Origin of the sequence: Pantoea cypripedii, assembly GCF_011395035.1 — a bacterium.
In the GTDB taxonomy this organism is placed as follows: Bacteria; Pseudomonadota; Gammaproteobacteria; order Enterobacterales; family Enterobacteriaceae; genus Pantoea; species Pantoea cypripedii_A.
Genome location: NZ_CP024770.1, coordinates 860200 through 875171, shown reverse-complemented (window position 1 = coordinate 875171; position 14972 = coordinate 860200). Strand labels below are relative to the sequence as shown.

Here is a 14972-nt window from a genome sequence, read left to right as displayed (position 1 = left end):
GTTATCCTGTCTTCAACATCATATTTTCCTATGTTATTGCGCGCTTTCAGCCAGGGGTTCGGGCAGTGAACAGCGGGAAATGATTGCGTTACTTCACAGTTTTTATTATTAGTTATTGCCAATGTTGCGGGGCGTAAAGATACTCCCCCACGCAACATCTCCATACGTTTTATTGCGGCGTGCTACTGCTTAGGCAGGCAAGACCAAAATGAAAATGTCAGCTCCGGTTATTTTTCCGGCGTGCATTTTTGTTTTGGTCTTTTTTTTTGCCTTAACGAAAGGGAAAACTATGAGTCATAACGAGTTAGCGGACGAGATTTTACGGCTGGTGCAAGGGGGCGGGAATATCCGTACCCTGACCCATTGCGCCACCCGGCTGCGTATGGAATTTAACGATCGCGATGCGGTGGATAGCGCGCAGATTGAAAAGTTGCCGGGGGTGATCAGCGTCGTCGAACGCGGCGGGCAGTTCCAGATTGTGGTCGGCAACGATGTACAGCGGGTGTTTCGCATACTTGAAAAAGCCACCAGCGGCAACAACGCTAAGGCGGTGCCACAAGCCGCCAAAGAGCGCAGCGGCATTGTTTCGCAGATAATTAGCGTTATCTCAACCACCTTCACCCCGGTGATCCCGGCGATTACCGGGGCCGGGATGATCAAGGCGCTGCTCGCTATCTGCAAACTCACCGGCGTGATGAACGAGAGCAGCCCGACCTGGCAGTTGCTTAACATCATTTCGGATGCGGCCTTTTTCTTCCTGCCGGTGCTGCTGGCGTATGGCGCGGCGCTGAAATTTGAATGTAACGCCATTCTGGCCATGACCATTGCCGGAGCGATGTTGCACCCGGAAATCGGCAAAATGCTCGCCAGTGGCAAACCGGTGGATTTTCTCGGTCTGCCCTTCCAGCTGGCGGATTATGCCGGATCGGTACTGCCGATTATCCTTACCGTCTGGCTGATGTCGTGGATCGAGCGTTTTGCCGAGCGCTATTCCCCATCGATTATCAAATTCTTTGTTAAGCCGATGATTATCCTGCTGGTTACCGCCCCGCTGGCGCTGGTTGTCGTCGGTCCGCTCGGTATCTGGCTGAACGATATTGTCGCCTCCGGCGCGGTGATTATCGATCGCCATGCCAGCTGGTTAATCCCAATGCTGATGGGCGGGTTACAACCCTTCCTGGTGATCACCGGCACCGCCTGGGCGATGACCCCGATTGCCACCGGGCAGCTGAGCAAAAATGGCTTTGAGATGATCAACGGCCCAGGCATGCTGGCGTCCAACATCGCCCAGGGTGCGGCGACCCTGTGCGTCGCGCTGAAAACCCGCAACAAAAACCTGCGCCAGCTCGCTTCTTCTGCCGGTTTCACCGCGTTATTAGGGATTACCGAACCCTCGCTGTATGGCGTGACGCTGAAATTAAAACGTCCGCTGATTGCGGCCATGATTGGCGGCGGTTGCGCCGGTATCTATGCCGGGTTAAGTGGCCTGGTGCGTTATGCCTTTGTCTCTCCAGGCCTGGCCGCCCTGCCAGCGTTTATCGGTGCCAATCCGATGAACATCGTGCACGCGTTGATAACCTGTGCCATCGCCATGGTGGTCACCTTCGCCCTGACCTGGCTACTGGGCTTTGAGGATATCCCTGAAACGGATAAGCAAACGCCAACAGTCGTACCCGCGCCGGTTAACCTGAAGCCCGGAACTATCGTCAGCCCGTTGCGTGGCGAGATGGTGGCGTTAAGCGAAGTGAATGATGATGTGTTCTCCAATGGCTTGCTCGGCCAGGGCGTGGCGATCCGCCCACAGGAAGGCATCCTGCGCGCCCCGGTAAGCGGCAAAGTGATGACCTTCCTCCCTTCCTGCCATGCCGTTGGCCTGATGAGCGACGATGGGATGGAGGTGCTGGTGCATATCGGTCTGGATACGGTGGCGCTGGGCGGTCAGCACTTCAGTTCATCTTTGCAGGTGGGCGATGAGGTGCAGGCGGGCGATGAACTGGTTCGCTTCGATCTTCAGGCGATTGCCGCCGCGGGTTATGACCTGATCACGCCGGTGGTGGTGATCAACAGCGATGAGTTTGCCATCGCCATTGCGGCGGATGCGCCGGTTGATTTTGGTCAGCCGATTATGGAACTCAGTCTCAGGGAGCAGGCAGCATGATCTATCAACAATCCGCCCCCTTTCCAACCGGCTTTCTCTGGGGGGCTTCGACCTCGGCTTACCAGGTCGAAGGGGCCTGGTACAGCGACGGGAAAGGCCCTTCGGTGGTCGATATGCTGAGCCATCCAGCGGGCAAAGCCGATTTCACGGTAGCCAGCGACCATTATCAGCAGATGGAAGCCGATGTGGCGTTATTCGCGCAACTCGGTCTGAAAGCCTATCGTTTCTCGGTAGCGTGGTCGCGGGTCATCCCCGACGGCGATGGTGCGGTCAATCCTGCCGGGCTGGATTTTTATCGGCGGCTGGTGACCACCCTGCGCAGGCACGGCATTGAACCTATCGTCACCCTGTACCATTTCGACCTGCCGTGGGCGCTGGAGCAACAAGGTGGCTGGCTGAATCGCCACACCATTGCGGCTTTTGTGCGTTATGCCGATTTGCTGTTCCGGGAATTGGGTGACCAGGTGCGTTACTGGCTGACCATCAATGAACAGAACACCATGATCCTGCATCCGGGCGCGATTGGCACGCCGCCCGGCCGCGAGCTGCCGGATAAAAAATCGCTCTACCAGCAAAGCCACCATATGCTGGTGGCCCAGGCACAGGTGATGCAGCGGTGCCACGCACTGCTGCCCGGTGCGAAAATTGGCCCGGCGATCAACACCACGTCGATGTACGCCGCCACCTGCCGCCCGGAAGATGCCATTGCCGCACATAACTGGGAAACCCTGCGTTGCTGGAGCTTTCTCGATGTCGCGGTGCAGGGTCGCTACAACGCCCTTGCCCTGCGTTATTTGCAGGATCGCGGACTGGCACCGCAGATGCTGCCGCAAGATAACGCTGTGCTTGCCGCGGCGCGTCCTGATTTCGTCGCCATTAACTACTACTCCACCGCCACCATTGCCGCCAGCCGGGGGGATGCCTCGGACGTGGCTCCCCGCGCGGGCGATCAGCAAATCATGCTGGGGGAGCCTGGCGTGTACCGGCCCGAGGAGAATCCGTATACCGCGAAAACGCCTTATGGCTGGGTCATCGATCCCGTTGGGCTGCGTTTAACCCTGCGCAAAGTTTGTGAACGCTATAACCTGCCGGTGATGATCACCGAGAATGGCATTGGTGCGCCCGACACCCTGGCGGCGGATGGTACGGTGGATGATGGTTACCGTATCGATTTCCTGCGCCAGCATATTGAGCAAATCCAACTGGCGCTGGCCGATGGCGTCGACGTGATCGGTTACTTCCCCTGGTCTGCGATTGATGTGGTCAGCACCCATCAGGGCTATGCGAAACGCTATGGTTTCATTTATGTTAATCGCGATGAGCAGTCGCTGCATGATCTGCGGCGTATCCCTAAACGCAGTTTTGGCTGGTATCAACAGGTTATCGCCAGTAACGGACAACAATTACAGGACACCCGTTAGCAAATGAAGGTCGTTAAAGTCCTGAACAACAGCCTGGTGCTGACCGAAGATCGCGATGGCAAGGAAGCCATCGTGATGGGCAAAGGTATTGGTTTCAGCAGCCGCGTCGGCGACATGATCCCCAGGGAGAAAGTCGAGAAGCTGTTTATGGTGCAGGAAAACCTGCCAGGCGCGGAATATCTCAATGCTTTCGCCGCCATGCCGGAAGAAATTTTCCAGATGACGGCGCTGGTGATGCAGATGGCGCAGCAGGGGCTAAGCAACCCGCTGCGTCCGCAAATCTTCTTTACTCTGACCGATCACCTGATGTTTGCCGTGGAGCGCAGCCGTAAAGGCATCATGCTGCAAAACCGCGTGTTGTTTGAGGTCCAGCGCTTCTGGCCTGCCGAGTTCACGCTGGCGCAGCAGGTGGTGACCCGCCTTAACAGCCAGTTTCAGCTCGAATTACCCCCCGAGGAAGCAGGCAATATCGCGTTTCATCTGGTCAATGGTCAGTCAGAACACAGTGATACCAGCCAGACCCTGCTGGCGATGCGCATGCTGAAAGATATCTTCAATATTATTCAGTACCACGCCTATATCACCATCGATACCGGTTCTCTCAACTACTCGCGCTTTCTGATCCATATGCAGTTTTTCATTCAGCGTATGTTTGCCGGGCAGCTCAATCACAGCCAGGGCAACACGTTACTACCGCAAATTATTCAGCAACATCCACGCATGCATCGCTGCGCGCTGGCGATCAATGATTATGTGAAAAAGATGCTTGAGGTGGAGATGACGGACGATGAGCAGCTATGGCTGATCGTCCATCTGGTGCGGATTGCTGAAGCCCCTGATTTATCTTCACCGTAATTTTTTCAAACAGCGCGATACATCGCGCCTGGTTCACCGGGTGGCCTCGGCTTCAGTTTGTTCCTCTGAGGCATCATCGCTATTCACCATCGTCGCCTGAATCGCCTCCTCTTCCAGCACCGGGTTCAACGCTGCACCAATCGGTGAGGTGGCGAGACTATCCGGCATCACCACATGCGGCAGTGGCACTTCAGTTGTGGGTACGGGCAGCACTTTAACCGGACGGTTCATCACCGCGATCAACAGCGCGCAGAACGTGAAGGACAGATACAGCACATGGCTGCCAAACGGCTGCATCAACGCGCCGACAGCCAGCGGCCCGATACTGGCCCCAATACCAAACGCCATCAGCAAACATGCGGTGAGCGACACGCGCCGCTCCGACATGACCTGATCATTCGCCAGCGCCACCTGCAAAGGATACAGCCCGAACTGCATCATGCTGATAAAAAAAGCCATGCCGAGCAGGAACTGAAACGGCAGATTGAGCGGCAGACCCAGCACCAGCGCCGACACGCCATACAACAGCGCGATAAAAAACAGTAAGCGCTGGCGATCAACACGGTCTGACAGCCAGCTGAGCGGAAACTGCGCCACCAGCCCGGCGAAAATACTCAGGCTCATAAATAAGCCGGTTTGCTCCGTGCTGAATCCCTGGCGGCTGGCATATACCGGTGCCAGCCCGTAAAACGCACCGATCGCCATCCCACTGACGACCGTGGTGGCCAGCAGGCGCGGAATGGTGCGAATAAAATACCCCAACTCCATTGGCGCAGGCGACATCGCCCTGGCGTTGGTGCGCGTCGTCAGGGCAATCGGCACCAGACACAACGCAAAGCACAGCGCGACAATCAGCAGCGTGCTGATGCCAAAACCGCTTTGCATGGCAAGAATCACCTGCCCGCCGCTCAGTCCCAGGTAGGTCGCCACCATATACAGACCAAAAATCATGCCGCGCTGCGAGGACTCGGCCTGATCATTGAGCCAGCTTTCCAGCACCATGTACTGGCACATCATACACAAACCAATTATCAGGCGCAGAAACACCCAAAGCGGAATCAGGTCAGTCAGGCCGTGTGCAATCACCGAGGCGGTGATAATACCGGCGCAGGTGACATAGCTGCGGATATGACCGACGCGGGCAATCAGGTTGTGTCCGACTTTGCCGCCAATCACCAGCCCGACATAGTTCGCCGCGGTGATCGCCCCAATCAGCGCGCCGTTGACCTGCTCATGCGCCAGGCGCAGTGATACGTAGGTGGTCAGCAGGCCGGAACCGAGCAACATTAACAGGGTGGTGGCATAAAGTGGCAAAAAGGCGTTAATAACTTTTCTCATGTAACTCTCTGTAATGCTTATACCGTCTAAGGGATCATTCTCCATCATCAGCACCGTTTGATGCTGTAGCCGGTAAGAATAGCTGATCCCTGCAGATGGAGGAGCTGATTCAGAATCCTGGGGGAACATGTCGATAAAATCGATTTTTTTAAACATATCGCCGTGACATGTTTATGCCATCGACACGTTTTGACGATATGTCGATAAAATCCATTTTTTTAAACATATGGCCGTGACATGTTTATGGCATCGACATATTATGGCGATATGTCGATAAAATAGGTTTTTTTAAACATATGCGCTGGCAACCAGAAACCCCCTACAATGAACTTCCTTTACTTCCCCCCAATGTCGATCGCATTGAAACACGCGCAGTGCTCAAAGCTTGTATCAGTGCGCGCGCGGCCATTGCCGAACTGAAAACCGCCGGAGAGTTGATTCCCGATCAGGGGTTACTGATCAACATCCTGCCCATCATGGAAGCAAAGGACTCTTCCCGCATCGAGAACATTGTGACAACCAGCGACCAGCTGTTCCAGTTTGCGGACCGCGCCGAACATGCCGATCCCGCCACTAAGGAAGCCCTGCGCTATCGCAGCGCATTGTTTGAGGGTTTTAGCCAACTGGCAACGCATCCGCTCTGTACCAACACCGCAGTATCGATTTGTACCCGGTTGCGCGCTGTGCAAACCGATATCCGCAGAACACCGGGTACGGTGTTGCGTGACCAGAACCATGATGTGGTTTACACGCCGCCAGTGGGTGAAACCGCCATTCGTGACTTACTGGCAAACTGGGAGCGTTTTATACATGCCGAAGACGACATCGATCCGCTGGTGAAAATGGCGATTTCTCACTACCAGTTCGAATGCATTCACCCCTTTCCCGACGGGAACGGGCGTACTGGCCGTATCCTGAATATCCTGTACCTGATCCAGACTGAACTCCTGTCGCTGCCGATCCTCTACCTTTCCCGTTTCATCCTCGAAAGGCGTGATGATTACTACACCTTGCTGCGCAGCGTGACCGCAGAGGGTAACTGGGAAGCCTGGATCCTCTTTATGCTGGAAGCCGTGGAAAATACCGCGCAATGGACAACCAAAAAAATCGCCATTGTTCGTGGGCTATTGGCGGACGCCACCGACTATGTCCGGGAAAAATTGCCTAAAATCTATACCCATGAATTGCTTCAGGTTCTGTTTGCACAACCCTATTGCCGCATTGAAAATCTGGTTGAACACGGCATCGCCAAACGTCAGACGGCATCATCCTATCTCAAGCAGCTGGTGGAAATCGGCGTGCTGGAAGAAATGAACGTCGGCCGCGAGAAGTTGTATATCAACACCCGGTTACTCCAGGAATTGAATCAGTAAAGTCTGCATGATGCCCGGGCTTTGCCGTTGAGTCCGGGAAATAACCCCCGGTTTATACCGGCACTGACTGGCTAAGTATTTGGATCATTCTCAGCGACGTGTCGTTTTCTTCACATTCTCCAGTCACCTCCTTTCGTTAAATTCAGCGAAGTTTCTCCCGGAGCACCGGCAACGCCAACCGGGTTTTCCCCGGTAATGGCTAATCAACTCGCTTTTACGGAAAGGTGAAAAATGAAAAAAGTCGTATTTAACGGCCGCCCTAATCCACCGGGCATCGCGAAAGCCATCTTTGCGGTGATGTCTTCTGAAGGCTGGCAATTACAGGATGCACAGCTGGCTATTGAACCCGGAGAGGTTACCCATCTGGATGAAATCACAGCGGAAAAACTGCGCAAAGCGATCGAAGATGCGGCGGGTGATAAAGTCAGAATCGAAGACGAATAACCGCAATATCCCAGAAAATGCTGAACACCGATAAAAAATGCCCATAACGGATCTGATTATGGGCAAACAGGACCGGCACTCGACGTTTTTCCCGGTCAATTAAACTGTTAAAATAGGGCAGATAATTTAATGCCTAAGGACGATGCCCAAACTCATGATATAGCAGGGGGCAGGCCTTAGAATAATCTTTGTCTTTCTTAAGCCTTTCCTGTAGCTTAGAATTGTCCGGTTGAGACGGAAATAGTTTTATCTCAAGCCCTTTATCTTTTGCTTCATTAATTTCGTCATAACCGATCCCGCCTGCGCCAAACGCTATTATTACTCCGCCAAATTTTTGTGCAGGATAAATCATGGCCTGATGTTCCTGATCACCATCACTCAATTTTGTCTGCCATGATTTTTTAGGATCAGGAACATGCACGATACCCACTTTAAACTCTTCCGTACTCTGTACCAAATCCTGTTTGGAGGCACATTCAGAAACAATACCAATGCATTTTATGTTCTTCCTCAGTGTAGGATTCTCAGCCACGACATCATAAACGGCGCCGATACCCACGCTGGTTCCTCCACAGACCACAACTATCTGTTTATCCGGATGATCGCGCAGAAATCCTTCCAGCTGTGATTTCATTGTTTCCTTTACGCCTTCAGGGTCATCGTAACCCAGCCCGGAATAACCTATATAGGTCACGCAATAGAAATCTTGAATGTCTTTATTCTCCCCCAACAATAAATTATCAATTTCATTTGTTGTTTCGTTCGGGGTTGGCAGACTACTTTCTAACAATTTTGCTGCATTTTGATCGTAGTATTTCGGTTTTTGAGATGATGATTCATTTGTAACTTGTGTAGCTATAAAGTTAACGGCAGAATTTGAAGATATTGTTGTCATACAGGATTACTCTTCCCTGGTTAAAATTAAATAATCATAAAAAATATCTGTTATCAGCATAAGGTAACTGACATCCATTTGATAATTCATTTCCAGACGAAATCATAGCTTAAAAGGTGATTTTTTTGATCGGGCACAATATATCAAAATGGAGAGGTCAATATTATATTCAGAGGCTTTTTTATCCTCCAGAATATTATGTCCGGTAGAGCGATTACGGCATAGCAGTGGCCGACACCAAAGGCAGCGTTACCCTCACCTCCAGCCCGCCGCCTGCCCGCAGGCTGATGCTGAGATCCCCGCCATGCTGCTGGGCGATCTGGCGCGCGATGGCGAGCCCCAACCCGGAGCCGTTATGTCGGGCAGCCGTGCCAGCTCCGCGATGGAAAGGTTTGGTAATCAGCAATAATTCTTCCTCTGTCACGCCGGGACCGCGATCGCGCACCGCAATTTTAGCGACATTATGCTCCCGCCAGCTGGCAACCTCTAATTCAGTCCGGCCATATTTGGCGGCGTTTTGCATCAGGTTTGTCAGCAGGCGCATCACGCTGACGGGACGGAAAAGGAACACCGGCAGAGGGGCAAGGTTCAGATTAAAGTTCTGTCCCAGCCCGGTAAAATCATGCGCCAGCTCGGTAATCATCTGATTGATATCACCGGGCTGAGTTAGCTCTGCGGTACTGCCGCGGGCATAATCAATAAATTGCTGAAGAATGTTATCAACATCATCGAAATAACGCCCAAAATCATCCTGGGTGGATTTGCCCTGCCCGCTCATGGCCAGTGCCAGGCGTAGCTTGGTGAGCGGCGTTCGCAGATCGTGAGAAATACCGGCCAGCATCTGCGCCCGGGTATTCTCCATCTCAGCCAGACCCGCCAGCATGCGGTTAAACGTCAGGCTGACCGTCTTGATTTCAGTCGGCCCTTCGGGCGATAAGGGGTGCGGCCATCCGCCCTTACCCACATCGGCGGCGGCGCGCGCCAGTGACGTCAGTGGGCGGTTGATGCGCCGTTGCAGGCCATAAGCCGTCAGCAACGCCATCAGAGACAACACAACTGACAGCAAGATGGCGCTGATCAGGCTGGCAAGATGGTTCGACGGTTCCACTGCCAGCGCAACCCAGTATGGCTGCCCGGCGATTTTTACCTCCACCCATAATTTTTTTTCTGGTGCCTGCTGCCAGCGCAGCTGTATCCCTGCCGGAAGTTGCTGATGCAAACTATCCAGAAAGACTTTCAGATAATAACGACGATAGAACCCCGCCAGGCCCAGCGTGGGTATTTCTATTGAGTGCGCCGGTGGCTGCGCGACGCCCTGTACCGCCTGGACATAGCGATCACGATCCGTTGCCGGTACCGTCGCCAGCAGCTTATCGAGCATGATGACCTGCGAGGCAATCAGCGAAGCCGCGTCGTTGACTCTGGGCTTCTGGATAAAAACCAGGAAGACCGTCAGCGTGGTGAATTGCGTCAATGTCACCAGCAATATCAGCAGGATACTGTTGCGTGCCAGTAAGGAGCGAGGCCAGAATTTTTTCACGTTTCACTATCTACAATCAGCATGTAACCCATGCCCCAGACGGTCTTCAGCCAGCGAGGCTCAGAAGGTTGCACTTCAAGTTGCTGGCGCAGACGTAACATCTGTACATCGACGCTTCGGTCCAGCGCGGCATACTCACGCCCTCTGGCGCGGTTCAGCAGATTTTCTCGGCTGATTGGCCGGTTGGGCGTGGTGGCTAGCGCAATCAGCAAATTCATTTCGGCAGAATTCAGCGTCAGCAACTGATCTTCGCGGTAAAGCGTTTGACGGGTGATATCCAGACGATAAGGGCCAAAACAGACTTCTCCCGAGCCGGTGGGCGTTTCACCCCGTTGCAACTCCTGCCGCCGGAAGATCGCTTTAATGCGTGCCACCAATTCCTGCGGCAGGAAAGGTTTGGCAAGATAGTCATCAGCACCGGTTTCCAGTCCAATCACCCGATCTATCGGGTCGCCACGTGCGGTGAGCATCAGGATAGGCAGCGTGTATTTCGCCGCACGCAGACGGCGGCACACGGACAGACCATCTTCCGGTTCCATCATCAGATCCAGCACCAGCAGATCAAAAGGCTCACGTTGCAAATACCGGTCGAGTCGGGCGCTGTTTTCCGCCGTTCTGACTTCAAATCCCTGATCGCTCAAATAGCGTTGCAGCATGCTGCGCAGTTCATTTTCATCATCAAGAACGAGGATTTTCTTCGCCTTATGCTCGGTTTTCGCGTCACTCATAGGTCATTCACCCGATAAGGAGGACTGATGAGCGGGCTGACGCCGCGCCTGCCAGGCCTCTTGTGCACGTTGCAAAACGACATAAAAACAAGGGACTAACAGGATGGCAAGCAAAGTTGCGGACAACATCCCCGAAAAAACGGTAACCCCCAGTGATTTTCTGGCACTGGCGCTGGCACCGCTGCCAAATATCAGCGGCAAGACGCCAAGGGTAAACGCCAGCGACGTCATGATAATTGGACGGAAACGCGTTCTGGCGGCTGTCAGCGCCGCGTCAATGATGCTGCTACCCGCCAGTCGCTGCTGGCGGGCATACTCGACAATCAGAATGGCATTCTTCGCGGCAAGCCCGGCCAGCAGCAACACACCAATCTGCGTATAAAGATTGTTAGCGATATTCAGCATTAACAATGTGATCGCCGTACCTGATAAGGCAAGTGGGACACCGAGGATCACACTGATGGGCAACCAGTAGCTTTCGTATTGTGCCGCCAGCACCAGATAAACCAGCAGCAGTGACATGGCGAAGGCAATATAGATACGGTTTCCGGCGACTTTTTCCTGATACGACATATCGGTCCATGACAGGCTGATATCCGGCGGCAGGGTGGCTTTAGCCAGAGCCTCCACCGCCTGCATTGCCGCGCCAGTGCTATAACCCGGCGCGGGCATTCCGGTGAGCGTGGCAGCCGGGTTGAGATTATATAAAGAAGCCACCGCTGGCCCTTGTGTCGGGGTGAAACTGACCAGCGTCGCCAGTGAAACCGGCTCGCCGCTGGCATTTTTCACCGTCAGTGCGGAGATTTGCTGTTGCAGCTGACGCTGATCTGACTGCGCCTGCACATAAACTTTCACGCTATGGTTTTCACGCGTGATTTGATTGACATAACTGGCACCGAGATATTGTTGCATCGCGTCAAAAGCATCACCGGGAGCAACGCCCATCGCGGCCGCGCGCTTTCTGTCCAGCGTGACATTAATCTGCGGCACATCGGCACGCAGGGTGCTGAACATCCGCGACACCTGCGGCAGTGCCATCGCCTGCCGGGCAAAATTGTCACTCACCTGCTGCAGATGCCGGTAATCACGTTGCCCATCATTCTCACTCAGGACCATCTGCATACCGCCACCATTACCCACTCCCTGAATCGGCGGCGGCACAATCACCAGCGCATTGGTATCGGGAATGTTCGCCAGCTGTTTATTCAGATTGAGATAAATCGAACGCAGATCCTGGTTCCTGCCCCGCTGATTCCAGGGTTTCAGGGTGATATAAATCAGCGCAGCGTTGGACAAGGACGCATTGTTGTCGAGCGGTGAAAGCCCACCGATGACCACGGTATGATCCACGCCGGGTTGCTGGCTCAGTACCTTTTCCACCTGCTGGGTAGTGTCGGCTGTTTTCTCCAGCGAAGCGGCATCCGGCAATTGCAGCGACACCAGCAGATAACCCTGGTCTTCCAGCGGAATAAATCCGGTCGGAATGTTGATAAAGGCCGCTAACGCCAGCACGATCACCACCATACCCCCGCTAAACGCCGCTGTGCTGTGGCGGATTAAGCGGCGCACACCATTGAGATAAGCGTTCTCCAGCCGGGCGAAAGCCTGGTTGAATTTCCGGTAAATCCACGGTTTGGCCCCCGCCTTCACCGGTCGCAACCACTGTGCGCTTTGCACCGGTTTCAGCGTCAGCGCATTGAGGGCACTGAGTAAGGCGGTCACAGCAATCACCAGCGCAAACTGACGATACATCTGGCCGCTGAGGCCAGGTAAGAAACTGGCCGGAATATACACCGCCACCAACACCAGGGTGATTGAGATGATCGGTGGCAGCAACTGACGCATGGCGCGCAGCGTCGCCTCGCGCGGCGCATATCCCTGTTCAATATGATGACTCACCCCTTCGACCACCACGATCGCATCATCAACAACGATGCCGATTGCCAGCACGATGGCAAATAGCGTCAGTAAATTGATGGAAAACCCCATCAGGTAAATCGCCCCGAACGTGCCAATAATGGTGACCGGCACCGTGGTGGCGGGCACCAGCACTGCGCGCCAGTTTTGCAAAAATGCCACAATCACCAGTAAAACCAGCAGCCCGGCAATCAGCAAAGTGCTGTAGACGTCATCGACTGAACTCTTAATAAAGGTGGTGGTATCGAACGGCAGTGAATAGTGCATACCTGCTGGCAGTTGCGCGGATAATTTTTGCATCTCCGCAGCGACTGCAGCGCCAACGTCCAGCGCATTGGCATCCGGTAACTGTGAAATGGCAATACCTGCCGCGGGCTTACCGTCCATGGTGAAAAACTGCGAATAGCTCGATGAACCCAGCTCCGCATGGCCGACATCCTGTAAACGCACCAGCCTGCCGCCGTCCTGGGTGCTGCTTTTAATCACGATCTGATTGAATTGACTGGTATCGGTCAGCAGGCCATTGACGTTGAGTGTCAGCTGCATCTGCTGACCGCTATTGACAGGCGGAGCGCCCAGCTGCCCGGCGCTGACGCTGCGGTTTTGCGCTTTAATGGCGTTGATCACATCATCCGGCACCAGGCCATATTGCTGCATGCGCGCCGCATCCAGCCAGATGCGCATGCTGTAATTGCCGGTGCCAAACACCGTGACATCCCCCACGCCGGGTATGCGCGCCAGTGAGTCGCGCAGGTGGTTGGTGGCGTAGTTGCTTAAAAACAACGTGTCCTGCGCCGGGTCAGAAGATTGCAGGCTGTACAACTGCAAAATGGCCGTGGATCTTTTTCGCACCGTCACGCCCTGCTGCTGCACCGCATCCGGCAGTTGGGAAAGCGCCGCCTGCACGCGGTTTTGCACCAGAATCTGTGCCTGGTCGCTGTCAGTGCCGATAGCGAAGGTGATATTCAGGGTATAGGTGCCATCATTGCCGGTGGTCGATTTCATATACAGCATATTCTCGACGCCATTCACCTGCTGCTCGATGGGGAAGGCCACCTGATCCTGCAATGTCTGTGCGTTGGCGCCGGGATAGTGCGTCACCACCTGCACCGTTGGCGGAGCGATGGGGGGATACTGCGACACCGGCAACGCCCACAAGGCAACAGCACCGAGAATCAGGATGATTAATGACAACACATTGGCGAAAACCGGCCGGTCGAGAAAGAACTTAATCATGCTGGCTTTGTGCCTCGTTGCTGACGTTCACCTTTCTCCCCACCAGATCCGGACGGGCAAAGGTCAGGACGCGTTGCGTCACATCAATAGCGCCTGACAGGATGACAGACTCACCACTGCCGGGAGCGGTTTTAACCCTGAGACGGCTGACGGTGCCATCCGCAGAAACCGGGAAAATATTGCCGCCCTGTAGCGCCGTGGCCGGAAGCTGCAGCTGGCTCACCGGCGCTGCCGCATGCAGCGTGACCTGGACAAACATGCCCGGCAGCAGGTTAATCGGCGGCTGATGCAGGGTCGCGCGCAGGGTGATATTGCCGCTGGCGCTGTCGAGCTGGTTATCAACAAAATCGATGCTGGTGTGCAGGGGTTGATCCAGGCCGGGGATAGTAATGTCCACTGGCTGATGCTCGGGTACATCACCGTGTGCCGCGAGAATGCCAAAGCGCGTGGCGTCTGACTGATTCAGGCTGAAAGTGACATACAGCGGGTCAATTTTATTCAGCGTAGCTAACACGGTATTACCGCCACTACCGACCAGATTACCGACATCAACCGTGCGCCGTCCGATACGCCCGGTGAAGGGGGCGACAATACGCGTATAACCAAGATTAATTTGCGCAATATCCCGCTGCGCCTGCGCCTGATCTCTGGTGGTTTGTGCGTCCTGCAAGGCGGACAGAGAGATAACGTGTGATGGATAGAGTGCCTGGTCCCGGTCGGTTTCACGCTGGGCATTCACCAGCGTGGCCTGATCCGAATTGAACTGTGCCTGCAAAGCGGCGGGGTCTAAGGTAAACAGCACTTGTCCGGCCTGAACGATATCGCCGTCCCTGAAATTGACCGATTGCAGTGTCGCGGCGACACGCGCGGTAATCTGGACCTGTTCTGAAGCACTCAGTGTGCCGGTGACGGTAGTTGACGAGTCAAACGTGAGTTTTTGCGGCACGCTCACCGACACCGCAGGAACCGGCTGCGGGTGAGCATTTTCCTGGGGTTTACAACCCACCAGAATATAACCTGCCAGCAGCAGCAGCCCATATCGGCACGTCACCCTGAGCGTCTTCATG

The 14972-nt window shown here is 54.5% G+C and carries 11 protein-coding genes; 5 read left to right on the top strand and 6 right to left on the bottom strand.

The window, feature by feature from the left end; genetic code table 11:
- The first annotated feature begins 289 nt into the window (after positions 1-289).
- From CUN67_RS27450 to CUN67_RS27440, 3 genes are read left to right on the top strand one after another with little or no spacing between them, the layout of a single operon-like run.
- Positions 290-2158: a beta-glucoside-specific PTS transporter subunit IIABC gene (locus tag CUN67_RS27450; RefSeq protein ID WP_208718616.1), complete on the top strand. Its 1869-nt coding sequence runs from the start codon at positions 290-292 to the stop codon at positions 2156-2158.
- Positions 2155-3579, top strand: a complete 1425-nt coding sequence (locus tag CUN67_RS27445; RefSeq protein WP_208718615.1) for a glycoside hydrolase family 1 protein — start codon at positions 2155-2157, stop codon at positions 3577-3579. The genes CUN67_RS27450 and CUN67_RS27445 overlap by 4 nt, the downstream gene beginning before the upstream one ends.
- A 3-nt stretch (positions 3580-3582) precedes the next feature.
- On the top strand, positions 3583-4434 hold the full coding sequence (locus tag CUN67_RS27440) for a PRD domain-containing protein (protein WP_208718614.1): 852 nt from the start codon (positions 3583-3585) through the stop codon (positions 4432-4434).
- Between the two features lie 33 nt (positions 4435-4467).
- Here the strand turns inward: CUN67_RS27440 and CUN67_RS27435 are convergent, their stop codons facing one another.
- A complete protein-coding gene (locus tag CUN67_RS27435; protein WP_208718613.1) occupies positions 4468-5772 on the bottom strand; it encodes an MFS transporter in 1305 nt (434 codons plus the stop codon).
- Positions 5773-6068: 296 nt separating this feature from the next.
- Here CUN67_RS27435 and fic point away from each other — a divergent pair, with 296 nt between their 5' ends.
- Both fic and CUN67_RS27425 read left to right on the top strand, forming a co-directional pair.
- Positions 6069-7145: a protein adenylyltransferase Fic gene (gene fic, locus CUN67_RS27430; protein ID WP_208718612.1), complete on the top strand. Its 1077-nt coding sequence runs from the start codon at positions 6069-6071 to the stop codon at positions 7143-7145.
- Between the two features lie 231 nt (positions 7146-7376).
- Positions 7377-7589, top strand: coding sequence for a hypothetical protein (locus tag CUN67_RS27425; protein ID WP_208718611.1), 213 nt, complete (start codon positions 7377-7379; stop codon positions 7587-7589).
- Between the two features lie 133 nt (positions 7590-7722).
- On the opposite strand, the gene CUN67_RS27420 is transcribed toward CUN67_RS27425, so the two are convergent.
- The 5 genes from CUN67_RS27420 to CUN67_RS27400 all read right to left on the bottom strand — a co-directional run bounded on the left by CUN67_RS27420 (position 7723) and on the right by CUN67_RS27400 (position 14971).
- Positions 7723-8484 (bottom strand): hypothetical protein, encoded by a 762-nt coding sequence (locus CUN67_RS27420; RefSeq protein ID WP_208718610.1) that lies wholly within the window; start codon positions 8482-8484, stop codon positions 7723-7725.
- 214 nt (positions 8485-8698) lie between these two features.
- Positions 8699-10024 (bottom strand): ATP-binding protein, encoded by a 1326-nt coding sequence (locus CUN67_RS27415; RefSeq protein ID WP_208718609.1) that lies wholly within the window; start codon positions 10022-10024, stop codon positions 8699-8701.
- Positions 10021-10752: a response regulator gene (locus CUN67_RS27410; protein ID WP_208718608.1), complete on the bottom strand. Its 732-nt coding sequence runs from the start codon at positions 10750-10752 to the stop codon at positions 10021-10023. Before CUN67_RS27410 ends, CUN67_RS27415 begins: the two co-directional genes overlap by 4 nt.
- Positions 10753-10755: 3 nt before the next feature.
- The gene (locus CUN67_RS27405) at positions 10756-13905 is read right to left on the bottom strand and encodes an efflux RND transporter permease subunit (RefSeq protein ID WP_208718607.1); all 3150 of its coding nucleotides are present in this window, start codon (positions 13903-13905) and stop codon (positions 10756-10758) included.
- Positions 13898-14971 carry an efflux RND transporter periplasmic adaptor subunit gene (locus CUN67_RS27400; protein WP_208718606.1) on the bottom strand — a complete coding sequence of 358 codons (1074 nt, stop codon included), beginning with the start codon at positions 14969-14971 and terminating at the stop codon, positions 13898-13900. Before CUN67_RS27400 ends, CUN67_RS27405 begins: the two co-directional genes overlap by 8 nt.
- Position 14972 lies beyond the last annotated feature (1 nt).

Excerpts from the sequence above, each read along its gene's own strand:
- CUN67_RS27435 (WP_208718613.1), bottom strand. The coding sequence starts at position 5,772 with ATGAGAAAAGTTATTAACGCCTTTTTGCCACTTTATGCCACCACCCTG.
- CUN67_RS27440 (WP_208718614.1), top strand. The coding sequence starts at position 3,583 with ATGAAGGTCGTTAAAGTCCTGAACAACAGCCTGGTGCTGACCGAAGAT.
- fic (WP_208718612.1), top strand. The coding sequence starts at position 6,069 with ATGCGCTGGCAACCAGAAACCCCCTACAATGAACTTCCTTTACTTCCC.
- CUN67_RS27425 (WP_208718611.1), top strand. The coding sequence starts at position 7,377 with ATGAAAAAAGTCGTATTTAACGGCCGCCCTAATCCACCGGGCATCGCG.
- CUN67_RS27405 (WP_208718607.1), bottom strand. The coding sequence starts at position 13,905 with ATGATTAAGTTCTTTCTCGACCGGCCGGTTTTCGCCAATGTGTTGTCA.
- CUN67_RS27445 (WP_208718615.1), top strand. The coding sequence starts at position 2,155 with ATGATCTATCAACAATCCGCCCCCTTTCCAACCGGCTTTCTCTGGGGG.
- CUN67_RS27420 (WP_208718610.1), bottom strand. The coding sequence starts at position 8,484 with ATGACAACAATATCTTCAAATTCTGCCGTTAACTTTATAGCTACACAA.
- CUN67_RS27450 (WP_208718616.1), top strand. The coding sequence starts at position 290 with ATGAGTCATAACGAGTTAGCGGACGAGATTTTACGGCTGGTGCAAGGG.
- CUN67_RS27410 (WP_208718608.1), bottom strand. The coding sequence starts at position 10,752 with ATGAGTGACGCGAAAACCGAGCATAAGGCGAAGAAAATCCTCGTTCTT.
- CUN67_RS27400 (WP_208718606.1), bottom strand. The coding sequence starts at position 14,971 with ATGAAGACGCTCAGGGTGACGTGCCGATATGGGCTGCTGCTGCTGGCA.